Annotated in this window: 23 protein-coding genes; 9 read left to right on the forward strand and 14 right to left on the reverse strand. The window is 59.8% G+C overall.

Going from position 1 to position 24,514, the window contains the following annotated elements:
- Nucleotides 1-222 precede the first annotated feature (222 nt).
- A complete protein-coding gene (locus CQ041_RS20830) occupies nucleotides 223-1,050 on the reverse strand; it encodes a hypothetical protein (protein ID WP_163002582.1) in 828 nt (275 codons plus the stop codon).
- A 186-nt stretch (nucleotides 1,051-1,236) separates the two neighbouring features.
- On the opposite strand from CQ041_RS20830, the gene CQ041_RS20835 reads away from it, so the two are divergent.
- Nucleotides 1,237-1,566: a hypothetical protein gene (locus CQ041_RS20835; RefSeq protein ID WP_105524217.1), complete on the forward strand. Its 330-nt coding sequence runs from the start codon at nucleotides 1,237-1,239 to the stop codon at nucleotides 1,564-1,566.
- A 6-nt stretch (nucleotides 1,567-1,572) separates the two neighbouring features.
- On the opposite strand, the gene CQ041_RS20840 is transcribed toward CQ041_RS20835, so the two are convergent.
- Nucleotides 1,573-2,208 (reverse strand): LysE family translocator, encoded by a 636-nt coding sequence (locus CQ041_RS20840; RefSeq protein ID WP_105524218.1) that lies wholly within the window; start codon nucleotides 2,206-2,208, stop codon nucleotides 1,573-1,575.
- 127 nt (nucleotides 2,209-2,335) lie between these two features.
- Here CQ041_RS20840 and CQ041_RS20845 point away from each other — a divergent pair, with 127 nt between their 5' ends.
- Nucleotides 2,336-2,707, forward strand: coding sequence for a PH domain-containing protein (locus CQ041_RS20845; RefSeq protein WP_105524219.1), 372 nt, complete (start codon nucleotides 2,336-2,338; stop codon nucleotides 2,705-2,707).
- Nucleotides 2,708-2,815: 108 nt separating this feature from the next.
- Here CQ041_RS20845 and CQ041_RS20850 read toward each other — a convergent pair whose 3' ends face one another.
- Together CQ041_RS20850 and CQ041_RS20855 are read right to left on the reverse strand one after the other, a co-directional pair.
- Entirely contained in the window at nucleotides 2,816-3,391 is a 576-nt protein-coding gene (locus CQ041_RS20850) for a hypothetical protein (RefSeq protein WP_105524220.1), read from the reverse strand.
- Nucleotides 3,392-3,539: 148 nt separating this feature from the next.
- Nucleotides 3,540-3,914 (reverse strand): cytochrome c family protein, encoded by a 375-nt coding sequence (locus CQ041_RS20855; RefSeq protein WP_105524221.1) that lies wholly within the window; start codon nucleotides 3,912-3,914, stop codon nucleotides 3,540-3,542.
- Between the two features lie 161 nt (nucleotides 3,915-4,075).
- Between CQ041_RS20855 and CQ041_RS20860 the strand changes: the two genes are divergently transcribed.
- The 4 genes from CQ041_RS20860 to CQ041_RS20875 all read left to right on the forward strand — a co-directional run bounded on the left by CQ041_RS20860 (nucleotide 4,076) and on the right by CQ041_RS20875 (nucleotide 9,590).
- Nucleotides 4,076-4,456 (forward strand): response regulator, encoded by a 381-nt coding sequence (locus CQ041_RS20860; RefSeq protein WP_105524222.1) that lies wholly within the window; start codon nucleotides 4,076-4,078, stop codon nucleotides 4,454-4,456.
- Nucleotides 4,457-4,651: 195 nt separating this feature from the next.
- The gene (locus CQ041_RS20865; RefSeq protein ID WP_105524223.1) at nucleotides 4,652-5,266 is read left to right on the forward strand and encodes a biliverdin-producing heme oxygenase; all 615 of its coding nucleotides are present in this window, start codon (nucleotides 4,652-4,654) and stop codon (nucleotides 5,264-5,266) included.
- A complete protein-coding gene (locus CQ041_RS20870) occupies nucleotides 5,263-7,506 on the forward strand; it encodes an ATP-binding protein (protein WP_105524224.1) in 2,244 nt (747 codons plus the stop codon). Before CQ041_RS20865 ends, CQ041_RS20870 begins: the two co-directional genes overlap by 4 nt.
- A gap of 140 nt (nucleotides 7,507-7,646) precedes the next feature.
- A complete protein-coding gene (locus CQ041_RS20875; RefSeq protein WP_105524225.1) occupies nucleotides 7,647-9,590 on the forward strand; it encodes an alkaline phosphatase D family protein in 1,944 nt (647 codons plus the stop codon).
- Nucleotides 9,591-9,635: 45 nt separating this feature from the next.
- Here the strand turns inward: CQ041_RS20875 and CQ041_RS20880 are convergent, their stop codons facing one another.
- Nucleotides 9,636-10,664, reverse strand: a complete 1,029-nt coding sequence (locus CQ041_RS20880) for an amino acid ABC transporter substrate-binding protein (protein ID WP_105524226.1) — start codon at nucleotides 10,662-10,664, stop codon at nucleotides 9,636-9,638.
- Nucleotides 10,665-10,888: 224 nt separating this feature from the next.
- Here CQ041_RS20880 and CQ041_RS20885 point away from each other — a divergent pair, with 224 nt between their 5' ends.
- Complete coding sequence (locus CQ041_RS20885) at nucleotides 10,889-12,142, forward strand: aspartate aminotransferase family protein (RefSeq protein WP_105524227.1); 1,254 nt, start codon at nucleotides 10,889-10,891, stop codon at nucleotides 12,140-12,142.
- A gap of 111 nt (nucleotides 12,143-12,253) precedes the next feature.
- Nucleotides 12,254-12,970: a hypothetical protein gene (locus CQ041_RS20890; protein WP_105524228.1), complete on the forward strand. Its 717-nt coding sequence runs from the start codon at nucleotides 12,254-12,256 to the stop codon at nucleotides 12,968-12,970.
- Between the two features lie 124 nt (nucleotides 12,971-13,094).
- On the opposite strand, the gene CQ041_RS20900 is transcribed toward CQ041_RS20890, so the two are convergent.
- The 8 genes from CQ041_RS20900 to hmpA form a co-directional block, all read right to left on the reverse strand.
- The gene (locus tag CQ041_RS20900; RefSeq protein WP_105524230.1) at nucleotides 13,095-14,180 is read right to left on the reverse strand and encodes a pyridoxal phosphate-dependent aminotransferase; all 1,086 of its coding nucleotides are present in this window, start codon (nucleotides 14,178-14,180) and stop codon (nucleotides 13,095-13,097) included.
- Between the two features lie 149 nt (nucleotides 14,181-14,329).
- The gene (gene cyoE, locus CQ041_RS20905; RefSeq protein WP_105524231.1) at nucleotides 14,330-15,217 is read right to left on the reverse strand and encodes a heme o synthase; all 888 of its coding nucleotides are present in this window, start codon (nucleotides 15,215-15,217) and stop codon (nucleotides 14,330-14,332) included.
- A gap of 11 nt (nucleotides 15,218-15,228) precedes the next feature.
- Nucleotides 15,229-15,570 carry a cytochrome o ubiquinol oxidase subunit IV gene (gene cyoD / locus CQ041_RS20910; RefSeq protein WP_010206434.1) on the reverse strand — a complete coding sequence of 114 codons (342 nt, stop codon included), beginning with the start codon at nucleotides 15,568-15,570 and terminating at the stop codon, nucleotides 15,229-15,231.
- Nucleotides 15,570-16,196 carry a cytochrome o ubiquinol oxidase subunit III gene (locus CQ041_RS20915; RefSeq protein WP_017734786.1) on the reverse strand — a complete coding sequence of 209 codons (627 nt, stop codon included), beginning with the start codon at nucleotides 16,194-16,196 and terminating at the stop codon, nucleotides 15,570-15,572. The genes cyoD and CQ041_RS20915 overlap by 1 nt, the downstream gene beginning before the upstream one ends.
- A gap of 3 nt (nucleotides 16,197-16,199) precedes the next feature.
- The gene (gene cyoB, locus CQ041_RS20920) at nucleotides 16,200-18,218 is read right to left on the reverse strand and encodes a cytochrome o ubiquinol oxidase subunit I (RefSeq protein ID WP_105524232.1); all 2,019 of its coding nucleotides are present in this window, start codon (nucleotides 18,216-18,218) and stop codon (nucleotides 16,200-16,202) included.
- A gap of 3 nt (nucleotides 18,219-18,221) precedes the next feature.
- The gene (gene cyoA / locus CQ041_RS20925; protein WP_105524233.1) at nucleotides 18,222-19,163 is read right to left on the reverse strand and encodes a ubiquinol oxidase subunit II; all 942 of its coding nucleotides are present in this window, start codon (nucleotides 19,161-19,163) and stop codon (nucleotides 18,222-18,224) included.
- Nucleotides 19,164-19,954: 791 nt separating this feature from the next.
- Nucleotides 19,955-20,461 carry a disulfide bond formation protein B gene (locus CQ041_RS20935; protein WP_105524234.1) on the reverse strand — a complete coding sequence of 169 codons (507 nt, stop codon included), beginning with the start codon at nucleotides 20,459-20,461 and terminating at the stop codon, nucleotides 19,955-19,957.
- 162 nt (nucleotides 20,462-20,623) lie between these two features.
- On the reverse strand, nucleotides 20,624-21,805 hold the full coding sequence (gene hmpA, locus CQ041_RS20940) for an NO-inducible flavohemoprotein (protein WP_105524235.1): 1,182 nt from the start codon (nucleotides 21,803-21,805) through the stop codon (nucleotides 20,624-20,626).
- A gap of 147 nt (nucleotides 21,806-21,952) precedes the next feature.
- Here hmpA and norR point away from each other — a divergent pair, with 147 nt between their 5' ends.
- The gene (norR, locus tag CQ041_RS20945; protein ID WP_105524236.1) at nucleotides 21,953-23,476 is read left to right on the forward strand and encodes a nitric oxide reductase transcriptional regulator NorR; all 1,524 of its coding nucleotides are present in this window, start codon (nucleotides 21,953-21,955) and stop codon (nucleotides 23,474-23,476) included.
- A 14-nt stretch (nucleotides 23,477-23,490) separates the two neighbouring features.
- Here norR and CQ041_RS20950 read toward each other — a convergent pair whose 3' ends face one another.
- Nucleotides 23,491-24,393, reverse strand: a complete 903-nt coding sequence (locus CQ041_RS20950) for a DMT family transporter (protein ID WP_105524237.1) — start codon at nucleotides 24,391-24,393, stop codon at nucleotides 23,491-23,493.
- Between the last annotated feature and the right edge of the window lie 121 nt (nucleotides 24,394-24,514).

The following is a 24,514-nucleotide window of genomic DNA, read 5'->3' on the forward strand; positions in this document are numbered from 1 at the left end:
CAGCCTCATTTGCTGTCAAGTGATTATTTTCAGAAGTTTTCGAAGAATTCTTCAACAACTTCAACCACTTGCGCTTCAGATCTCTCGTCAGCGGGAGGCGAATAATACAGTATCCGAAAACGTGGTCAACCCCCCTTTGGCAATTCTTTTCCCTTACAGGTGAACAGGTTGCCAAGGACGCCCACGCCATCCCCTGATACTGCTCTTTCGCCAAGCCCCTTCCTATATAGCTGAAGGATTGCCGGCCAGTTGGCGCGCGTAATGACGATCACTCAGATCCTTCTTCGGATCCGCCTTCACCCAACGCTCAGTCTTTGCGCAATCCACGCAGGTCAGGATTTGCTTGTCCGCACTTAAGGTATACAGACGGGCCTCACCCGGCTGGCCAATCTTCAGCCCCGCCTCCGTCACTTCGAATACCGGCAGGTCGTGCCCCAGGCGGTCCATGCTCTCAAAATTGAAGGCCCATTGCTTGACCTGGCTTTTACGCCAGATCGTCATGATGCTCAGCGAGTCGCGCTTCGACATACGCTGGTACACCCACTCGCCCTCATACGGCGTGAGCTTGGCAGCCTCCTTCTCGCGGTTCACGTTGTCGATGATCTGCTGCTGCATGCGCTCCATCTGCGCATTCAGGGCTGCTTCATCCTTGCGCGCCTGATCCTTGAGCAACTGGGCAACGTCATACGGCCCCTTGGGGTCGTACTTCCAGAGCGCGCCGTCCTTAATGTTGAGCACCTTGCAGTTAAGGCAATCCAGGCTGCGCTCATCCACATTGCGTTGCAGGGCCAGACGCTCGGAGCTGTTGAGGTCGTCCAGCAGCAGCTTCTCGCCTTTGACCGACGCCTTCATCTTCACCAGGGGTTTGATCCGTGCGCCGCGATTCTCCTCGGCAAAAATCTCGGCTTCATCACCGTGCACGTTGAGCACCATGATCCTGTCGGCACCCGGCACCTTGAAGCGGTAAGCACCGCTGAAATCTTCGCCACCACAGCCTGCAAGCAAGGTAGCCGCCGTCACGACTGCCGCCAGTTTTAATAAAGAGTGCATAACGTCCGTTCTGTCTGTGAATTTCCGGCGCCAAAAATACGGCATTTTGCCATCACTCATCAAACACAATGTGTGGGTGACATGAGCGCCACGAACGCGATAGGCGCGGGGCTCTCCGTCGGGCTTGTCTTTTGCGCCAAGGAACAGGGATCATCGCCCTCCCCCTACTGTTGAGGAACCGAAACCATGGAATTGACGCTGGAAGCTGTGGCGCTTTATGCACTGAAACTGGTGCACGAAGTCGACGGTGGCAGCCCGGTTTTGCGAGATGATCCGGTGATGGTCGGGTATGACCGAGAGGTGTTTGGGTTGCTCGTGCGGCAGGGGGATTTGGCCGCCGTTCTGTTAAAGGTTGATCAATGCGTGGACCAGGTACTGGTGGCCGTGGGCGGGGCTGAAAGCGTACTGGGACGTGAATTGCAGCGCCTGGCGGTGGACGTGCAGTGCGTTGAGCAACTTGATGAACTGCCAAGACGGTTAGGCATGCTTAAGGATTACTTGCACGACATTCAGTGAGGCGTCCTATCGCCGCCCTTCCACCGCCATACGCACCGCCAACCCCATCAACACTGAACCCATCATCCAGCGCTGCACCACCTGCCAACCCGGCCGAGTGACGAAGAACACTGCGATGGAGCCAGCCAGGGTAGCGATTACCGCATTGACACTCACGCTGATAAAAATCTGCGTAAAACCCAGCACCAACGATTGCGTCAGCACACTGCCATGGCCGTTCAGGTCGATGAACTGGGGCAACAATGACAGGTACATCACCGCCACCTTGGGGTTCAGCAGGTTGGTCACCAAACCCATGGTGAACAGCTTGCGCGGGCTGTCCGCTGGCAAGTCCCGCACCTGAAACGGCGAGCGTCCACCCGGCCGGATCGCTTGCCAGGCCATGTATGCCAAGTACAACGCCCCACCAAACCGCAGCGCGTCATAGGCAAACGGCACCGCCATCACCAACGCGGTGATGCCTAACGCCGCGCACAGCATATACACCAGGAACCCCAACGCCACGCCGCCCAGGGAAATCAACCCAGCGGTCCGGCCTTGGCAAATTGAACGGGAAATCAGGTAAATCATGTTCGGGCCGGGAGTGAGCACCATGCCGAGGGAAATCAGCGCATAGGCAAGCCAGCTGGACAGTTCAGGCATGATTCGGCTCCGTTCGTTGAAACATCTGGCCAAGGTTGTAAGGTTGGCCGTCATGGTAAGGCGTTCAAAATGCCCGCGTTAGATACAGATCCGCGAGCAAATCGGCATACACCCACGAGGCAGGCACATGATCGACTTCAACAACAAAGGCTTCTTCAAACTCAAGCAAAACAACGAATACGCCGAGCGCGTAAGCGCCCTGCTGCTGGACGGTGAGGAAGTGGTGGATGCGTACAAGGCCATGCGCGACGGCGTGGTGTTCACCACCAAGCGCATCATCGCGGTGAACGTGCAGGGGATCACCGGTAGCAAGAAGGACTTCACCTCCCTGCCGTACAAAAACATCGTGGCGTACTCGGTGGAGACATCCGGGACATTCGACCTGGATTCAGAGTTGGAGATCTACTTTTCGTCGCTGGGGCAGGTGAAGTTTGAATTCACCGGCAAGACCTCGATTGTGGAAATCTCCCGGTTGATTTCCAAGCATTTGTTGAGCTGATCGCCAGAAAAAAACGCCGACAGTCTCATTGATGTCGGCGGAGCCACCGCAATCGGGGGCCCCTCCCACACGTTGCTCGGTGTGGTGCAATTATTCCGCGATGGCTGATCAGCCCGGCGTCACACCACTCCCCACCCCCTCAACCGGAATGCGTTGAGCAGGGTCTGTTACATCAAACACCTGCTGCCCACACGTCGAACTGTTTTGCTTGAACTGAAACTCCACCAGATACACCTTCGCCTTCTCCGGGCTGAACGTGCTCATCACCGGCCCGCAGCTGTAGTAAGCGCCGGTGCCCTGGCTTCTCGCCGAGCTGGACACGGTGAGTTTCTTGCCAGGGTCTGCCTGGATTTCCAATTGGGGGAAGCGCTTGAACCCAGCACTGGCGACGGTCTGGTTAAGCTTGGCGATCCAGTTGAAGACTTTGCCTTCGCCGGTGTCCATCACGGTACCGAGGGTTTCCAGGCGTTGGTCAGGGTCGCCTTCGCGGCGGATGGCGAACTCCACAGGGTTGGTGCCGCCGTTGGCTTTCATGATGACTTTGGCGTGGTCGGCGTCGACGGCTACGGTTTTCTGGCGCAACTGCACGCCGTCCTTGAACAGCGAGGGGGAGGAGTCGCGTTGGTTGGAGTTGCAGGCGCAGAGCGCCAGGGTGATGAGGGAAAGCAGTGCGATTCGCTTCACAACGAGGATGTCCTTATCGATATGTGGGGTGATGACTGGACCTGGTTCTGAACGAAATGTTCCTCAACGGGGCGAAATACCGCGATGCCTTCACAGCCTCGCCGGGATTCTGCAACTCCCGCATCTGCCCTGCGTACATCCATTCGAATTATTTGGGCTGGAAGGTTTCGAGGTACGCCAGGATGTTCTCGATCTTCTCCTGGTCACTGATGCCCCAGAAGATCATGCGTGTACCACTCACGACTTTTTTCGGCGCTTCTATATAGGCAGCGAGTTTGTCCCGGGTCCAGACCACGCCGGAGTTTTTCATAGCATCTGAATACTGATAGTCGGTGGTGGTCCCGGCGGGCCGACCGATGATCCCATTAAGCTCTGGTCCGAAGCCGCCGCGAGCCCCCTCGCCGATGCTGTGGCAGCCGCCGCAGGTCTTGGTGAAGAGTTTGCCACCCGCTTCGGCATCGCCGGCGGCATAGGCCTGTGCGGTACTGAAGATGAGCGTGAGGGCGAGCAGTGCATACTTCATGAAAGTCTCCACATTGAGTGCGGGGCAATTATGCCTGTTTGACGCGAACCCATGTGCTAGACCCTTTTTTATGACCATCCATCGCTTGAGCCACATCCAATCGAACCTAAACAAGTGTGTTCTACTCCACCCTAGTGAACCCAGATGGTGGAGTAAGGATCATGGCTCAGCCATCGATTTTAGTGTTGGAAGACGACGAGATCATTCGGTCGTTGATGGTGGATGTACTGGAGGATTTCGGCGCAGTGGTGACGTCGTTTCCTTCAGCGGATGAAGGGATGATTTATCTGGAGCGGGCTGATGATCCGGTGGACTTGATTGTCAGCGATATCCAGATGCCGGGTTTGCTCAATGGGTATGACTTGAGCCGGGTGGTGGCCCATCGCTGGCCCTCGGTGCCGGTGGTGCTGACATCAGGCAATTCCAAACTGGCCGCGCAGTTGGGAGGCTCGGTGCGTTTTTTGCCAAAACCCTGGAGCACCGAGCACCTGCTTGAATGTGTGCAAACGGCGTTGATCCAGCAAGGTTTGTCCATGCATTGATAGCGTCGCGATATCACCGAAATCGAACTTAGCCACACGCCCTGCGGTCATTTATGAAGCACGGAGCGACTTTTCTGATCCGCTGGTCAGCCTTTTCGCCTTGTGTGTGCGGCTGTCAGCTTTGATATGTGTAGAATCGTCGCCCATTTCCACGCGTCATTCATGGCCGATAGGCCCACAGTTCGAGCTTACTGAATGCATTCACAGGCCCCTGACGTTGGCGCACCTTCCCTACTGGAAGCCTTGCGCACAGGCACTGCCCTGCTGCACGTAGCGTTGGAAAAACGCCTGCCGTTTTTCTCCGACGACCTGAATGCCGATTGGTACCAGCGTCTGCTCCAGGCGTATTACGGTTTTTATCAGCCGATGGAAGCTGCGCTGTACGACTGCGATCTGATTCCTGAAGGGTTTGACCGGGTACTGCGTGTGAAAACACCTACGCTGCTGAATGACCTGTACGCCCTCGGTCTCAGCGAGACGACGGTCAAGGCCCTCCCCCGCTGCACCGAACTGCCCACTTTAGAAACGCCCGCCGCCTGCCTGGGCGCCCTGTATGTGCTCGAAGGCGCGACCTTGGGTGGCCAGGTGCTGCGCCGGGAAATGGCCCAACGCCTGGGCATCGATGCCCGCAACGGTGGTGCATTTCTCGATATTTATGGCGCCGAGACCGGCCGTCGCTGGAAGGATTTTCTCGATTACCTTGGCCGTATGCCGCTGGATGCTCATGCTAGACAGCACGCGGTAGATGCGGCCCGTTCAACATTCAGCTGCTTTGAGCAATGGCTCGACAGCCAGGAGGTACTGCTATGAAACCCGACGATTTTGAAGAGCTGCTTGCCAACTGTGCCGACGAGCCGATCCGCTTTCCGGGGGCGATCCAGCCCCACGGCGTGCTGCTGACCTTGTCGGAACCGGACCTGACGATCATCCAGGTCAGCGCCAACGTCGGCACCTTGTTTGGCCACGCCCCCGAGGCGCTGCTGGGCCAGCCACTGCACACCCTGGTAGGCGCCGAGCATGCCCACGCCGTGGCGACCATGGCCGACAACCATTCATTTTTTGACGCCCCGCCGCTGCACGTTGCGTTTAACGGCGCTGAATTCGAAGGCCTGTTGCACCGCCACCAGAACGTGCTGGTGCTGGAGTTCGAACCGCTGCTCAAGGATTTTCGCCCACGGGCGCTGAATGGTCGCACCAGCGACTTGGGCAAGATGCTGCAGCGTTTGCAATCGGCGAAAACCCTGCAAGCGCTGTACGAAATCAGTGTGAATGAAATTCAGGCCATGACCGGCTACGACCGCGTGCTTATTTACCGCTTCGAAGAGGAAGGCCACGGTCAGGTAATTGCCGAAGCATCGGCGCCGTCCATGGAGCTTTTCAACGGGCTGTTCTTCCCCGCGTCCGACATCCCCGAGCAGGCGCGCGAGCTGTATCGCACCAACTGGCTACGCATCATTCCGAACGCAGCCTACGAACCGGTGCCACTGTTGCCCAAGCTGCGCCCGGACACCGGCCAACCGCTGGACTTGAGCTTCGCCACCCTGCGCAGCGTGTCGCCGATTCACTGCCAGTACATGCAGAACATGGGCGTGCTGTCGTCCATGAGCATTTCGCTGATGAAGGGCGACAAGCTCTGGGGCCTGATCAGTTGCGGCAACCGCGAACCGCTGCTGGTGCCCAACGATCTGCGCACAGCCTGTCAGACCATCGGCCAGGTACTGTCGCTTCAGATCAGCGCCATGGAAGCCCTGGACCTGAGCCGCCAACGCGAAGAAAAAGTCGAAGCCCTGGCCGTTCTGACCCGCGCCATGAAGGCCTCGGAAGAAAACGTATTTGACGGCCTGTCTCAGCAACCGCAGGTGCTGATGGACCTGACCCTGTCCGGCGGCGTGGCAATCATCGAAGACAAGCAACTGCACCGCTACGGCAACTGCCCGGAGCCGGCGCAGATTCGTGCGTTGCACAAATGGCTGCAGGAAAGTGGCGAGCCGGTATTTTCCAGCCATAACCTGTCGGCGGTGTATGCGCCGGCCAGCGAGTTCCAGCACGTGGCCAGCGGTGTATTGGCGATGAGCCTGCCAAAGCCTGTGGATAACGGCGTGCTGTGGTTCCGTCCGGAAGTGAAAGAGAACATCAATTGGAGCGGCGACCCGACCAAGCCGCTAGACCTGGAAAATTCCGACGCAGGCTTGCGCCTTCGCCCACGCACTTCGTTTGAAATCTGGAAGGTTGAAATGGCCGGCATTTCCACCAAGTGGAGCCATGGCGACCGCTTTGCCGCCAACGACCTGCGTCGCTCGGCCCTGGAAAACGACCTGGCGCGCCAGGTGCTGCGCGAGCAACAGGCCGTGCGTGCGCGTGATGAGCTGGTGGCCGTGGTGTCCCACGACCTGCGCAACCCGATGACCGTCATCTCCATGCTCTGCGGCATGATGCAAAAAGCCTTCAGCTCCGATGGCCCGCACACCTCGCGGCGGATTTCCTCGGCCATCGACACCATGCAACAGGCCGCCGGGCGCATGAACGTGTTGCTGGAAGACTTGCTCGACACCTCCAAGATCGAAGCCGGGCGTTATGTGGTCAAGCCGGTGGCACTCGATGTGACCCAGATTTTTGAAGAGGCGTATTCGCTGCTGGCACCGTTGGCGATGGAGAAAGGCATCGACCTGTCGTTCAACGCCGAGCCCGGCCTGTTGATCAACGCTGACCCGGAGCGGCTGTTCCAGGTGCTGTCCAACCTCATCGGCAACGCCATCAAGTTCACGCCACGCCAGGGCAATATCGGCATCAGCGCCATGAGCAATGGCGAAGAGATCGTGTTCTCGGTGCGCGATTCCGGCGAGGGCATTGCGCCCGAACAACTGCCCCACGTGTTTGATCGCTACTGGACCCAGACCGAAAACAATCCCACCGGCAGCGGCCTGGGCTTGTACATCACCCAAGGCATCATCCAGGCCCACGGCGGCAAGATCGTGGCCGAAAGTGAGGTGGGCCGTGGCAGTGAGTTCCGGTTTACGGTGCCCAAGGTGATTGGGGATTCGCATACCTGATCGAACCGGCATCGATGCCGACGCAACAGAGGGCAACACTTGCGCTGCCCTCTGTCGCCTTCAGGGCCGCGCCTTAACAAAACACTCACATTCATTAGGCTAAGCTCGCCGGTTACATCCTGTCTGGAGCGTCTGCCTGCATGCCACACCCTGACTCACTGCCCGCCGTTCTGGTCGGCCCGTTGCTACGTCGCCTGGAACCCCATCGTCTGGCGATGTGGCTGGTGGGCACCCGCGAACTGGCGATGACACTGACGCTGCAGGTTGCCGGGCAGACCCGCACGATCCCCCTCGACCAGCGCCAGTGCCAAGTGGTGCCGGTGGGACGTCACGCCTTTATTCATCTGATCGACGTGCACCTGGACGACGTCCTGCCCCAGGATGTGGTCATCGATTACGACCTGTTGATTGATGGCAACGGGATCGCCGACTGGGCGCCGCACCTGCTGTACACCGCAACCCCGAATTTCATCCTGCACAGCCGCATCCACCAACTGGTCCATGGCTCCTGCCGCAAGCCCCATCACAGTGCCGACGAAGGCCTGCTGTGTGTCGATCGCCTGCTGGCAGCCGCCAACACGCCCGCCGATCGCCCCGCCTTGCTGATGATGAGTGGCGATCAGGTCTACGCCGACGATGTGGCCGGGCCGATGTTGCGCGCGATTCACGCGCTGATCGAGCGCCTGGGCCTGTTCGACGAGTACCTCGAAGGCGCCGTGATCACCGACAGCGCCAGCCTCTATGGGCATCGCGCCAGCTACTACCATCGCGCCGATCTGTTGCCGGCGCTGGACAGCAACAAAACCCTGCGCGAGCGTTTTTTTGGCGGGGTGAAAAAACCGATTTTCACCAGCAGCACAGCGGACAACCATTTGGTGACCTTCGCCGAAGTGGTCGCGATGTACCTGCTGGTCTGGTCACCGACACCCTGGAGCCTGATCGACCCGCAGCCGCCCGCCTTGAGTGATGAAGAACAACGGCGCTATGCCCGCGAGCAGGTTCAGATCGAACGGTTCCGCGCCGGCCTGCCGGGGGTTGCGCGCGTGTTTGCGCACCTGTCCACGCTGATGATTTTCGACGACCATGACATCACTGACGACTGGAACCTCAGCGCCCAATGGGAAGAAACCGCCTACGGGCATCCGTTCTCCAAACGCATCATCGGCAATGCCCTGCTCGCGTACCTGCTGTGCCAGGGCTGGGGTAACCAGCCGGATGCATTCGGCGAACTGGTCAGCCAGGCCCAGGCCCTTACCCAGCGCGAGCAGGACAATCACCTCAACGCCGCCACCCAGGACGGGTTGATAGAAACCCTGCTCAAATTCCAGCAATGGCATTACGTGCTACCCACGACCCCTGCCCTCGTGGTGCTCGACACCCGCACCCGGCGTTGGCGCAGTGAGTTCACCCTCAAGCAGCCGTCCGGCCTGCTGGATTGGGAAGCCTTGAGCGAACTGCAACAAGCGCTGTTGGATCACCCCTCGGCGATCATTGTCTCCCCGGCGCCGATCTTTGGCGTGAAGCTGATCGAAACCGTGCAGAAAGTCTTCAGTTGGTGCGGGCACCCCTTGCTGGTAGACGCGGAAAACTGGATGGCCCATCGCGGCGCCGCCCAGGTGATCCTGAACATTTTCCGGCACTCGCGTACGCCAGGTAACTACGTGATCCTGTCGGGTGACGTGCATTATTCGTTCGTCTACGAAGTACTGATCCGCCACCGCAATGCCGGCCCGCGCATCTGGCAGATCACCAGCAGCGGCATCAAGAATGAATTCCCGCCCCGCCTGCTGGAGTGGTTCGACCGCCTCAACCGCTGGCTCTACTCACCCCGCTCGCCCCTCAACTGGTTCACCCGCCGACGCACCATGCAGGTGGTGCCGCACATTCCGGAACATGCCGAAGCCGGAGAGCGCTTGTGGAACTCGGCGGGGATCGGCCAAGTGTATTTCAATGAACAGGGCCAGCCCGCAGCGATTTACCAGCACAATGCGGACGGTCATGCACGCACCAAAATGCTGGCCCCCGATGCAGGAGCCGGCGTGCCGACGATGATCGTGAACGATAACGCGCCAAACCAGGGCTAACGCGTCGCCAACCCGATTTTCGTCAGCAGGCCTGCGCCTGTGAGGTCACCGCACTGGCGGCGCGTACTGGATACCGCCATTGCTCCACAACGCATTGAGCCCGCGCTTGATCTTCAGCACGCTGCCCTGGCCAATGTTGCGCTCGAACACCTCGCCATAGTTGCCCACCTGCTTGACGATCTGCACCACCCAGTCCTTGCGCAGTTTCAGATCCTTGCCGTACTCGCCGTCGCTGCCCAGCAGCCGCGCAACATCCGGGCTCTTGCTGGTCTTGGCCTGTTCTTCGACGTTCTGCGAAGTGATGCCCATTTCTTCGGCATTGAGCATGGCGAACAGGGTCCATTTGACGATGCTGAACCACTCGTCATCGCCCTTGCGAACCAGCGGCCCCAGGGGTTCCTTGGAGATCACCTCCGGCAGCACCACGAACTCTTCAGGATGGGCCATCTTGATGCGTTGCGCATACAGGCCGGACTGGTCGGTGGTAAGCACGTCGCAGCGCCCGGCTTCGAGGCCCTTGGCACTTTCGTCGGCGGTGTCGAAGGTGATGGGGGTGTATTTCATGCCATGGGTGCGGAAGTAATCGGACACGTTGAGTTCGGTGGTGGTGCCGGCCTGGATGCACACGGTCGCGCCGTCCAGTTGCTTGGCGCCGGTAACGCCGAGTTTGTTGTTCACCAGAAAGCCGATGCCGTCGTAGTAGGTGACGCCGGTGAACACCAGGCCCATGCCCGAATCCCGCGAGCTGGTCCAGGTGGTGTTGCGCGAGATCAGGTCGATCTCGCCGGATTGCAGCGCGGTAAAGCGCTCCTTGGCGGTCAACTGGGTGAACTTCACTTTCGATGCATCACCAAACACCGCAGCGGCGACGGCGTGGCAGACGTCCACATCGATGCCGGTCATCTTGCCGGTGCTGTCCGGCACGCCAAAGCCCGGCAAGCCGTCGCTGACGCCGCACTGAATGAAGCCTTTTTTCTGGATCGCGTCCAGGGTCGCCCCGGCGTGGGCGGTGCTGGCCAAGCCCAGTGCGGCGACGGCACTGATAACGGCCAGGGTGGATTTGAATGGGGTCATGGGAGGCGCTCCTTGTCGATCCTTTTTATTCGACGCCACACAGCCCGCGCCGGTTTTATTGATGCTGCGCGGCAGTATTGACAGATAGGGCGCCTGGCCACAAACGACCTTTCGGCAACAACTCCTTCCGAATTGGAATGACCCGAAGACTTTATTTCGTTTGCGACGCGCCCCGGCCAGCCGCTTAGATGCGCAGACGCCCGCCACTGCCGAGTCCAGGATTCATGAGCCGCGAAACCATCAGCCAGTCGATCTCCATCGTCCACCCCATCAGCCTCAGCCACGGCAGGAACGCCGAGGTCTGGGACACTGCAGGTAAACGCTATATCGACTTTGTCGGCGGCATCGGCGTACTCAACCTGGGCCATTGCCATCCCGGCGTGGTGGACGCCATCCGTGAACAGGCAACCCGGCTCACCCACTACGCCTTCAACGCCGCCCCGCATGGGCCCTACATCGAACTGATGGAGCGCCTGACCGCGTTCATCCCGGTGGACTACCCCGTCAGCGGCATGCTCACCAACAGTGGCGCGGAAGCGGCGGAGAACGCGTTGAAGATTGTGCGCGGCGCCACGGGCCGCACGGCAGTGATCGCCTTCGACGGGGCCTTCCATGGGCGTACCCTCGCCACCTTGAACCTGAACGGCAAGGTCGCGCCCTACAAGCAAAAAGTCGGCGTACTGCCCGGCCCTGTGTATCACCTGCCCTACCCCAGTGCCGACAACGGCGTGTCCTGCGCCGAAGCACTGAAAGCCATGGACCGCCTGTTCAGCGTGGAAATCGACGTGAACGACGTCGCTTGTTTCATCATCGAACCGGTGCAGGGCGAAGGCGGTTTCCTCGCCCTGGATATCGATTTCGCCCAGGCACTGCGGCGCTTCTGCGACGAGCACGCCATCCTGCTGATTGCTGATGAAATCCAGTCCGGCTTTGGTCGCACCGGCCAACGTTTCGCCTTCTCGCGGCTGGGCATCGAGCCGGACGTGATCCTGCTGGGCAAAAGCATCGCCGGCGGCGTACCGCTGGGCGCAGTGGTCGGGCGCAAGACGCTGATGGACAACTTGCCCAAGGGCGGCCTCGGCGGCACCTATTCCGGTAACCCCATTGCCTGCGCGGCCGCCTTGGCGACGCTGGAGGCGATGAGCGACAGCCACCTGCGAACCTGGGGCGCGCAGCAGGAACAGGCGATTGTCGCTCGCTACGAAACCTGGCGCACGCAAGGCCTGTCGCCTTACCTGGGCCGCCTGACCGGCGTCGGCGCCATGCGCGGCATCGAGCTGGCCAACGCCGACGGCACTCCTGCCCCCCGGCAACTGGCGCACCTGTTGGAGCTGGCGCGTAACGCCGGCCTGCTGCTGATGCCCAGCGGTAAATCGCGGCATATCATCCGCTTGCTGGCACCGCTGACCACCGAACCTGCCGTGTTTGAAGAGGGGCTGGATATCCTGGAGGCGTGTTTCAAACAGCTGACAGCTTGAGTGACAAACGGACAAAGCGATGGGGGCAGAGTGCTGCCTTGACCTGATCCCCCTCCCCCCTGAAAATGCCCGACGCTTTTTTGTCCCGTTTACTGAAGTAGTGAAATTTCAATGTCCGATTCCTACACCGCAGAGTCCGCCGAAGAATCCGTAGTCACCTTGCGCTCCAAAGCTGAATACGAAAACGCCATCAATCTTTCACAGCACGTGCCCGCCGCCAAGATCATCAGCGAGATGGTGCTGGACGCCTTCCACACCTCCAAGGAGAGCGATCAGATCCGCGAACTGCGCGTCGCCATCCGCCAGGCCCACGATGCGTTCGACGACGACAAGGCCTACGACCTGATGGGCCAGCTCAAGCAACTCAAGGACGCCGAAGCCGCCGACAGCCTCGCGCTGGAAGACCTGAGCAGCAAGTTCTCCATCAGCCGCATCCTGTCCAGCTTCAAGGACGACCCCGAGTTCCAGGAGCTGGTCTACGGCCTGGCCCTCAAAGTGCTGAACCAGAGTCATCAGGCCATCAGCAACCCGAGCGCCGGCAAGAGCAAAGCCTCGCGCCCGAAAAAAGAAGCCGAAGTGTTTGTGATCAGCAAGGACGGCATCAGCGTCACGCTGCCCCTGCGCACGCCGCGCTCGAAGCTGAATGTGGACCGTGAGGCGTTTGAGTTCCTGGGCTTCAGCTTTGTGGGTGAAGGCGATGAGGCCGAACTGGAAGTCGAAAGCTTTGTGGATCACTCAGGTGCCGAGCAGCCGCTGAGCCGCAAAAGCGTGATTACTGCGCTGCAGCAGCAGACGGCGTTTGATGGTTACAGCATCGCGCAGCAGTAACCTAAACACCGCACACCTGAGTGTAGGAGCTGGCTCGCCTGCGATAGCATGACCTCGGTATCCCGGGTGTACCGAGGCGTCTGCATTGCAAGCAAGCCAGCTTCCACACAGGGTCTGCGTCGCATCAACTGACCTGTGCCGCAAACACCTCGCGAAACCGCGCCATCTCCTGCTTATCCCCCACGGTCACCCGTACCCACTGCGGCCAGCGTTTGAACACCCGGCCGATCATCACGCCCTGCGTCGCCAGTTTCTCGATCACCTGCTCGGCCGGTTGCTTCACATCGATCATGAAGCAGTTGGCCTGGGAAACCGTGCAGGTAAACCCGCGGCTTTTCAGCCAGCCGGTGGTCTCGTCGCGCAATTGCTGGTTGAGCGCCTTGCGTTGTGGCAGCAGCTTCACGTCTTCCAGGCTGGCAAGGCCGCCGAGCAGGCTGGTGCCAGCCGGGACGTTATCGCCACCGAACACCGCCAGGCGTTCCAGCAGCGCAGGGTGACCGATTGCCAGGCCCAGGCGGGCACCGGCCATGCCGTAGATTTTCGAGAAGGTGCGCAGCACCAGCAGGTCGTCGTGGTCCTTGACCCAACCGACTACGCTGGGTACGTCGGCAAAATCGATGTAGGCCTCGTCCACCACCAGCACACTGCCCTTGGGCTTATTGGCCAAGGCTTGGCGGATTGCCTCCACCGGGGTGACGGTGCCGGTGGGGTTGTTGGGGTTGCACAGGTAGAGCATGCCGGCGTTGGGGTCCGCCGCGAGCATGGCGGGGACGTCGTGGGCGTGGTCGGCGTTGAGATCGACTTCCCGTACCGGGGCCTTGTGTGACTCGGCGGCCTGGCGCGGCACTTCGTAGGATGGCGTGGCCATCACCAGGCCACGGGTTTGGCTGGTGAAGGCCAGCACCGCGTAGCGCAGCGCGGCCATGGAGCCGGAAAACACCGCCACCTGTTCTTCGGCAATGCCTTGCTGCTGGGCAAACAACGCCGCCAACGCGTACATGTGTTCGTAGGGATAACGCCCGGTACTCGCGATGCCCGCCTGCATCGCGGTGCGGGCGGCCTGTGAGGGGCCGTAGGGGCTTTCGTTGTAGTTGAGCAGCACCTTGTCGGACGCTGCCGGCGCGGGCGCCGCAACCGCCCAATCCAGACGTCCCAGCAACGGCAGTGCAGCGCCCACGGCGAGAAGGGACCGACGGCTCACGCTGACCATATGACAACTCCTTGTTACAGGGCGGGTGATGGATTCGTACAGCAGGTACACAGGGGTATGACGAGAAAGGCACCGGTTGATTTAAACAACCGCCCAAGAAAAAGCCCCGCGCTTCTCTCGAAGGCGGGGCTTTTTCACTGCGGGACCACTCAGTGAGCGTAGGTCAGCAACAGCTCTTTCGGCACTTGGAAATCCAGGGACATCATCACGCTCAGCGCGGTGATGGTGAAGATCGAGAACACGAACAGCTTACGCGCCCAGACGGTGTCATCCACCGCCTTGTAGCCGGTCCAGGCCATGTACAACCAGTACATGCCCATGGCGGCAGCGACGGCGAGGTAGCTCATGCCGGCGTAGCCACTGAAGGTCAACATCAAGGTCGCCACGAGGAAGGCCAGGATGTACAGCAGGATGTGTTTCTTGGCCACCTGGATGCCACGCTTGACCGGCAATACCGGAATCGACGCAGCCAGGTAGTCATTGAAGCGGAAGATCGCAATGGCGTAGGAGTGCGGCATCTGCCACAGGCTGAACATCACCAGTAGCGTCAGCGCGGCCATGTCGAAGCTGTTGGTTACAGCCACATAACCAATCACCGGCGGCATCGCCCCCGACAGACTGCCCACCAGCGTGCCGTGAACCGACTTGCGCTTGAGGTACAGGCTGTAGAGACCGACGTAGATGACAAAGCCGATCACGGCAAACAGCGCCGCCAACGGATTGGCCACCTTGTACAACAACGCCACACCGGCAACACCGAGGATGGTCGCGTAGACCAGTGCCAGTTTCAGGGAGATGAGGCCCTGGACCAGCACGCGGTTCTTGGTGCGCTCCATCTTGATATCGATGTCACGGTCGATGCAGTTGTTGAAGACACAACCGGAAGCAACCACCAGGGAGGTGCCGATCATCGCAGCCAGGAAGATGGCCAGATCGACATGTCCCTTGGAGGCCAGGAAGAAACCGCCCGCCACAGAAAGCACGTTACCGAAAATGATCCCCGGTTTGGTGATTTGGATAAAGTGCTTAAGCGACATCGGGTCTTACCTCACTTCGCCATCATGAACGTATGGATGCTGAACATGATCCATATCGACAGGCCAACCAACAGCAGGATTACCAACCCTGCGAACACGAACGCAATCACGTTGTCGCGCTGCTCTTTGGAACGGTCCAGGTGCAGGAAGTACACCAGGTGAACCAGTACCTGAATCACCGCGAATGCCAGCACGATCATCAAGGTGATCGACTTAGGCAGGGTCGGGTACATCACCAGACCAAACGGGATGAGCGTCAGGATTACCGACAGGATGAAGCCGATGGCGTATGACTTGACGCTACCGTGGCTCGCATCATGGCTGTCATGGTCATGGGAGTGTGCATTAGCCATTACAGAGTCCCCATCAGGTAAACAACGGTGAAGACGCAGATCCAGACCACGTCCAGGAAGTGCCAGAACAGGCTCAGGCAGCTCAGGCGAGTCTTGTTGGTGTTGGTCAGGCCGTGTTTATTGACCTGATACATCATCACCGCCATCCACAGCAGGCCGGCAGTCACGTGCAGACCGTGGGTGCCTACCAGCGTGAAGAACGCGGACAGGAAACCACTACGGTGCGGGCCGTAGCCTTCGGAGATCAGCAGGTGGAACTCGTTGATCTCCATGCCGATGAAGCCCAGGCCGAACAGGAAGGTCAGGCCCAACCAGCTCAGTACGCCTTTCTTGTTGCCCTTGTAGAAGGCCAACATGGCGAAGCCGTAGGTGATCGAACTGAACAACAGCAAGGCGGTTTCGCCGAGCACGTAAGGCAGTTCGAAGATGTCGTGGCCCGACGGGCCACCCGCTACGTTGTTTACCAGTACCGCGTACACCGCGAAGATCGACGCAAACAAGATGCAGTCGGTCATCAGGTAGAGCCAGAAACCGAAAACGGTCATCGGCCCCGAGTCGTGGTGATGGTCATCGTGCCCATGATCATCGACATGGGCGTGTCCAGCATTGGTCACTAAGTTCGACATGGTTTAAGCCTGTTCCAACGAGGTTTCTACACGGTTGGCCGGGATTTTCTTCTCGGCGACCAGGCGAGCGTGCTGCTCGGCTTCGATGCGCTCGATCGTTTCGACCGGCACCATGTAGCCTTGATCATCACGTGCAGCGTGGACAATGAAGTAGCCGATGGTGCCCACCAGGCTAACGATTGCCAGCCACCAGATGTGCCAGATCATCGCGAAACCGAACACGGTCAACAGCGCGCCCATCACCACGCCAGTGGCGGTGTTGTTCGGCATGTGGATCGGTTCATATTTAGCCGGCTTCTGGTACGCAGTACCGTCTTCCTTGGCTTCGGTGAACGCATCAATGGTGTTCGCAGTAGGGATCACGGCGAAGTTGTAGAACGGAGGTGGCGACGAGGTCGACCATTCCAGGGTGTGGCCATTCCATGGGTCGCCGGAGTCGCACGCGTTTTGCTTGCGGTCACGGATACTCACGTACAACTGGATCAGCTGGCAGGCGATACCCACAGCAATCATGATCGCACCGAACATGGCGACGTACAGGTACGGCACCCACTCAGGGTTGGTCGTGGCGTTCAGACGACGGGTCATGCCCATGAAGCCCAGTGCATAGAGCGGCATGAACGCGACGAAGAAGCCCGAGATCCAGAACCAGAATGCAGCCTTGCCCCAACCTTCGTGCAGCTTGAAGCCGAACGCTTTCGGGAAGTAGAAGCTGAAACCAGCGATGTAACCGAATACAGCACCACCGATGATCACGTTGTGGAAGTGAGCGATCACGAACAGGCTGTTGTGCAACACGAAGTCAGCACCCGGGATGGCCAGCAGTACGCCGGTCATGCCGCCGATGGCGAAGGTCACCATGAAGCCCAGGGTCCACAGAACCTGGCTGGTGATACGCAGACGGCCGTGGTAGATGGTGAACAGCCAGTTGAATAGCTTCACCCCCGTCGGGATGGAAATCAGCATCGTCGCCAGGCCGAAGAAGGCGTTGACGCTGGCACCCGAACCCATGGTGAAGAAGTGGTGCAGCCACACCATGAAGCCCAGTACAGAGATCGCGCCCGATGCGTAAACCATCGAGTGGTGACCGAACAGGCGCTTGCCGGTAAAGGTCGAGATCACTTCAGAGAAGATACCGAACGCTGGCAGGATCAGGATGTACACCTCAGGGTGACCCCATGCCCAGAACAGGTTCACGTACATCATTGGATTGCCACCAAGTTCATTGGTGAAAATGTGGAAATCCAGGTAACGGTCAAGCGACAGCAGCGCCATGGTAGCGGCCAGGATCGGGAACGAAGCCACGATCAGGACGTTGGCCCAGGTGCAGGTCCAGGTGAAGATCGGCATGTCCATCAGTTTCATGCCAGGGGCGCGCATTTTCAGGACGGTGGCCAGGAAGTTGACCCCCGTCAATGTCGTCCCGAGTCCTGATAACTGTAGCGCCCAGATGTAGTAGTCCACACCCACGCCCGGGCTGTATTGCAGGCCCGACAATGGCGGATACGCAACCCAACCGGTCTTGGCGAATTCGCCGACGCCCAGGGAAACGTTGATCAGCACGACGCCGGAAACCAGCAGCCAGAAGCTCAGGGAGTTCAGGAACGGATAAGCCACGTCACGCGCGCCGATCTGCAGCGGCAAGGCAAGGTTCATCAAGCCGGTGAAGAATGGCATCGCCATGAAGATGATCATGATCACACCGTGAGCGGTGAAGATCTGGTCATAGTGTTCAGGCGGCAGGTAGCCAGGCGAACCCTCGGTGGCCATGGCCAACTGGGTACGCATCATGATGGCGTCGGCAAAGCCACGCAGCAGCATGACCATGGCAACGATGACGTACATGACACCGATTTTCTTGTGGTCGACAGACGTCAGCCACTCGGTCCACAGGTAGGTCCATTTCTTGAAATACGTGATTGCCGCAAACAGGCCCAGACCACCCAGCGCGATCATGGCGATGGTCACCATCACGATCGGCTCGTGGAACGGGACCGCATCCCAACTTAATTTACCAAACATCGTTTACTCCTCTGCCCCAGCAGTTGAATGCGAGCCCGTGTCAGAACCTTCAACCGCGGCCACTTCTTTCTTCTCGTGCTTGACCGGCTTGCCTGGCTTCATACCTTCGTACTTGTCGACGATTTTCTGAAACAGGTTCGGCTCGTACGTGGAGTACAGGGCGACTGGGTTGTTCTGGCTTGGTTTGGTCAGGGCGTCGTATTCAGCTTGATCAAGCTGTTTAGGTGCGGCCTTGACTTCGGCTACCCAGGCGTTGAAATCTTCCTGGCTCGTCGAGATCGCTTTGAATTTCATGCCGGTGAAGCCAGCGCCGCTGTAGTTAGCGGAGATGCCTTCCATTTCAGCTTTTTCGTTGGCGATCAGGTGCAGGCGGGTCTGCATGCCTGCCATCGCGTAGATCTGGCCGCCCAGAGCAGGGATGAAGAACGAGTTCATCACGGCGTCGGAGGTGATCCGGAAGTTAAGCGGGGTGTTCTCCGGGAACTGGATCTCGTTGACAGTGGCGATACCCAGGTCCGGGTAGATGAACAGCCACTTCCAGTCCAGCGCGACCACTTCGATGTTGATCGGCTTGACGTCGGATTCCAGCGGACGGTACGGGTCCAGCTCGTGGGTCGACTTATAGGTGATGTAACCCAGGGCGATAATGATGAGGACCGGAACCAGCCACACCGCGATTTCGATCTTGGTCGAGTGCGACCACTTCGGCGCGTAGGTCGCGCTGGTGTTCGACGCGCGGTATTTCCAGGCGAAGGCGAAGGTCATGATGATCACAGGCACCACGACCAACAGCATCAGCAGGGTAGCGGTGATGATCAGGTTTCGTTGATCCAGACCGATCTGTCCTTTAGGGTCCATCAAGGTCCACTTGCAGCCTCCCAGCATTAACATCATGCCAAGCAGCGGCAAAAAGCCTAGTAATCGGGGGTACCTGTTTTTACTCATCTCACGACCTCTAAAGCAGCTTGCGCAATGCAGTTGGGTTTTGATCGCCAACACTTCACCCTGCCAAGGGTTGGCATTTCTCTTCGATTGAATAAGAGCCTGTCCATCACGCCATCACTGTACGTTTCACGGACCTGCGGTGAGTTCTTATTCGATTTCGTGGTTAAAGGCCTTGTTACAGACCAATTCCATTTGGTGCGGGTAGTTGAAAGGCTGCCGGAACCTTGGGGTCGCACAGAGCCATCCATCTGCCCCTCGACCGCTCCAGTGCTCAAATATTGAACAGCACCGGACATTCAGTGCGGGCGATTGTAGTTAGCTAGCGATGTATAAACCATGTCTTATAAAGAAATAATTTTTATCGATTACAGCAATAATCCTTCACCAAAATCGCAAAGGTTCGCGATCTTATCGCGTTCGATTCCCAACAAAAACCACAAAAATTGCCCTGATATTCGGGTGCGCGGGCCATCCCTTACACAGCGTAAGGGCTTGCAAAACCCATCGAACCCCCCATAAAACAAGGCATTGGGACATCACCGGATCGCACGCCTGGCGCACGGTTCAACGCCCGCCCCAAACGACGAACTGACAGCACAATTTAGCCGGCAGATGCAAATTTCTGCGGCGTTCAGCCGGGTGAAAATCGTCCTGCGACAGCCTCCGTGTGACAACATGTCGCACACTGCGCGCACCCAAAGTTGCTCCTCGTCACAGCCCTTTCACAAATCCCTACGCATAAAAATGCCCCGGCCTCCACGAAGAAGGGCCGGGGCGATTGTGTGATCCGCTCAGGCGTTGCGCTGGCGATTGCGATAGATGCCCAGAGGCACCAGGATCACCGTCAGCACGAACGCCACCAGCGCCCATTGCGCCAGCGACAAGCCCAGGACCGGCGGGTACGGCGTGCTGCAGAAACCATCGACCTGGAAGCCCAGGGGAAACACCTTGGCCAACGGCAGGTCGTCGACGATCGGTTGCAGCACATCGATGCCGCAGCTGACCTGTGGATAAAACTGGGTGTACACATGATGGCCAGCGGCTGCGGCCCCACCGAGGGCACTGAGCACCACCAGGCCTTCGAACAGCGTGATCGCGCCTTTGCGACGCATGGCGGCACCGATGAACGCGAAGATCGCGATCAACAGCAACGCATAACGCTGCAGGATGCACAGCGGGCACGGCGCTTCGCCCAGTACCACTTGCATGTACAACGCACCGCCGATCAGCGACAGGCAGATGATGCCCAGCAACACCAGAAAGCGCCGCTCCCTGCCCAAACGCAATTCGTCACTCATCTCTGTTTCCCTTTGTCTGGTCGTGCCAATGGCCGCAAGTTTACACACAGAGAGAGGTTTAAACAGAAAGGGGTTAACAGGAGATTAATCGGGAGGAATACGGGATCAAATGTGGAAGGGGGAAGTCCCCTCCCACATTTGACCTGGGGCGTATCGTCGAAATTATTCCAATGCCGCCGCCGGGCCGAAGAACTCATAGCGGCTTTGTTTCTCCGGCACGCCCAGGGCCTTGAGGTGGCGCTTGATCGCGCCCATGAAGCCTTTGGGACCGAGGAAGTAGGCATCCACATCACGCTGCTCGGGCAACCACGCCGCCAACTGTTCCTGACTGAGCAAACCCACCTTGTCCGCCGCCGGGCTCACGCCATCGTCCTCGGCATAGCAGTAGAAGCGCTTGAGCTGCGGGTGCTTGGCCGCCAGGCCATCCACCCAGTCGCGGAACGCATGCACCCCGCCGTTGCGCGCGCAGTGTATGAAGTGCACCGGCCGCTGGGTGGCCAGCGCCGCTTCCAGCATCGGCAAGGTCGGAGTGATGCCCACGCCGCCACTGATCAGTACCAGTGGCTTGTCGCTGTCGATGAGGGTGAACTCGCCCGACGGCGGAAACAGGTCAATCGGCGCGCCGACGTGCAGTTGGTCATGTAAATAGTTCGACACCCGCCCACCGGCTTCGCGCTTGACGCTGATCCGGTACTGGCCCGCATCGCTCAGGGCCGACAGGGAATAATTGCGGCGCACTTCTTCGCCATCGAGCACCAGTTTCATGCCGATGTATTGACCTGGCGCGGCAGCGAGGATCGGGCCGTTATCCACAGGGGCAAAGTAGAAGGAGATGATCTCGGCGCTCTCCTCCACCCGTTTCACCAGCGTGAACGCCCGCGCACCGCGCCAGCCGCCGATGGCCTGGGCCTTCTCGTCATAGATGGCCGCTTCGGCACCGATCAGGATATCCGCCAGTTGCCCGTAGGCTGCGCCCCAGGCGTTCATCACTTCGGGCGTGGCGATCTCGCTGCCCAGCACCTCGGAGATAGCCCGCAGCAGGCAGGCACCCACGATCGGGTAGTGCTCCGGCAGGATCTGCAGGGCCACGTGCTTGTTGATGATCTTGGCCACCAAGTCGCCCAATTGGTCCAACTGGTCGATATGCCGCGCGTACATCAGCACGCCATTGGCCAGGGCGCGTGGCTGGTCGCCGCTGGCCTGGTGGGCCTGGTTGAACAACGGACGCACCTCAGGGTACTCGGAGAGCATCATGCGGTAGAAATGGGTGATCAGCGCTTCACCGCCGCTTTCCAGCAGGGGCACAGTGGATTTGACGATGGCACGGTCTTGGGCACTAAGCATGGCAGACTCCTGGGTGTTTTAACTGATTGCCTTTAGTTAGTCAGTTATCGTGCCAACTTATTTATCGTTATATTTCAGCAGCTTACACATTATGTAGTCAGTATGACTTCCTACACCTTATAGTCATACCGACTACAAGGAGTCGTTATGACTGCACAATCCCTGCTCACCACGCTGCTGCCCCTGGTCGCCGACCTGTCGCGCGAGCTGCCCGAAGGCGAACGCTACCGCCGGCTGCTGCAGGCCATGCGCGCCCTGCTGCCCTGCGACGCCGCGGCCTTGCTGCGCCTGGACGGGGCGTGGCTGGTGCCGCTGGCCGTGGACGGCTTGAGCCCCGATACCCTGGGCCGGCGCTTCAAAGTCAGCGAACATCCGCGTTTCGAGGTGCTGCTCAGCAGTCCCGGCCCGACCCGCTTCGACAGTGACAGCCAACTGCCCGACCCTTACGACGGTCTGGTCGCCGGCGTACACGGCGAGTTGGAAGTGCATGACTGCATGGGCTGCCCGCTGTTCGTCGACGATCGGCCCTGGGGCCTGCTGACCCTGGACGCCCTCGACACCGAGCGCTTCGAACGCGTCGAGCTGGACGCTCTGCAAGCCTTCGCCAGCCTGGCCGCCGCCACCGTCAACGTGGCTGAGCGTATCGAACGCCTGACCCTGCGCGCCGAAATCTACCGCGAGGCCAGCGGCCAGCAGCACAAGGAGATGATCGGCCAGAGCAAGCCGCACAAGCGTCTGCTGGAAGAGATCAAGCTGGTGGGCGGCAGTGACCTCACGGTGCTGATCACCGGCGAAACCGGGGTGGGCAAGGAATTGGTGGCCCAGGCCATCCATGCGGCATCGCCTCGGGCGGACAAGCCACTGATCAGCCTCAACTGCGCAGCCCTGCCGGAAACCCTGGTGGAAAGCGAACTGTTCGGCCATGTGCGAGGGGCCTTTACGGGCGCGATGAATGAGCGCCGGGGCAAATTCGAACTGGCCCATGGCGGTACCTTGTTTCTCGATGAAGTGGGTGAGTTGTCACTGAGCGTACAGGCCAAGCTGCTGCGGGTGCTGCAAAGCGGCCAGTTGCAGCGCTTGGGCTCGGACAAGGAACATCGGGTGGACGTGCGCCTGATCGCCGCCACCAACCGCGACCTCGCCGAGGAGGTGCGCAACGGCCGCTACCGCGCCGACTTTTACCATCGCCTCAGCGTGTATCCGCTGCAAGTGCCGGCCCTGCGTGAACGGGGCCGCGACGTGTTGCTGCTGGCGGGGTATTTCCTCGAACAGAACCGCTCACGCATGGGCCTGGGCAGCCTGCGCCTGACCAGCGATGCGCAGGCGGCGTTGCTGGCCTACAACTGGCCGGGCAATGTACGGGAGCTGGAACATCTGATCGGGCGCAGCGCGCTGAAGGCGCTGGGCAACTGCCGCGAGCGGCCCAGGATTCTCAGCTTGAGCGCCCATGACCTGGACTTGCCGGACGTGAGCGCGCCGGTGATCGAAGCAGCCGAGGTGGCGCTCCCTCTGGTGACCGGTGACCTGCGCCAGGCCACCGAACACTATCAGCGTCAGCTCATCAGTGCCTGCCTGGAACGCCACGCTCACAACTGGGCCAGCGCCGCCCGCGAGCTCGGCCTGGACCGCGCCAACCTGGGGCGCATGGCCAAGCGGCTTGGCCTCAAGTAGAAAGGCCAACTCGGTCAGCTATGCTGTGCCTTGAGGACCGGGGTCAGTGGCTTGGGCTTTCGAAACACCAACACATTCCCCAGCATCACCAGCACCAGCCCCACCAACGCCGGGCCGGTCCACTGGTAGCCCTCGGCCAACGCCGACACGTTCAGCGCCACCACCGGGAACAGCACCGTGCAATACGCCGCGCGCTCCGGCCCCATGCGCCCGACCAGGGTCAGGTAGGCGGTAAAGCCGATCACCGAGCCCGGAATCACCAGGTACCACAGTGCGCCGATGTACCGTGCGCTCCAATCCATCTCGAAGGGAATGCCACGCACCACGCACCAGGTCGCCAGCATCGCCGCACCGTATGCCATGCCCCAGGCATTGGTGGTCAGCGGCTTGAGCCCGGCCTTCTGTTGCAGGCTCGAGAGCATATTGCCGGCCGAGAAACACATCGTCCCCAGCAGCGCCAAGCCCAAGCCGAGCAGGGTTTGCGGGCTGGCGGTGTGCCCCGCCAGCTCCGGCCAGAACAGGAAGCCCAGCCCCAGCAGGCCAAGGCCGCCGCCCATCAACACATTGCGCGCCACGCGCTGGCCGAAAAACACCCGAGCGTTCAGCGCATTCCACAGGGTGGCCGTGGAAAACACCACGGCCACCAGGCCGCTGGGAATCCACTGGCTGGCCGTGAGGAAGCACATGAAATTCACGCAAAACAGGCACAGCCCCTGAGCCAGGCAAATCAAGTGCCCGCGCCGATTCATCACCTGCAATTTGCGGCTCAGCAGCAGCAACACAAAGAGCACCAGCGCCGCCAAGCCAAAGCGATAGACGATGGACACCGGAATCGCCACCACACCCAACTGCCACTTGAGGGCGATCCAGGTGGTGCCCCAGATCAGCACGGTGAGTAAGTACAGGGAAAGGTTCATAGCGGGCTCCATCGATTGAGCCACAGTGTTGTCCCACCCCCGTGCAAGCCGCTTGCACAATCTTGCGCTTTTGTCGGCGGGTGGGATCACAGCGCCCGCGTCGCGGAGTAGGATGCAAAGC

The sequence above is a fragment of the Pseudomonas sp. MYb60 genome (assembly GCF_002979555.1).
In the GTDB taxonomy this organism is placed as follows: domain Bacteria; phylum Pseudomonadota; class Gammaproteobacteria; order Pseudomonadales; family Pseudomonadaceae; genus Aquipseudomonas.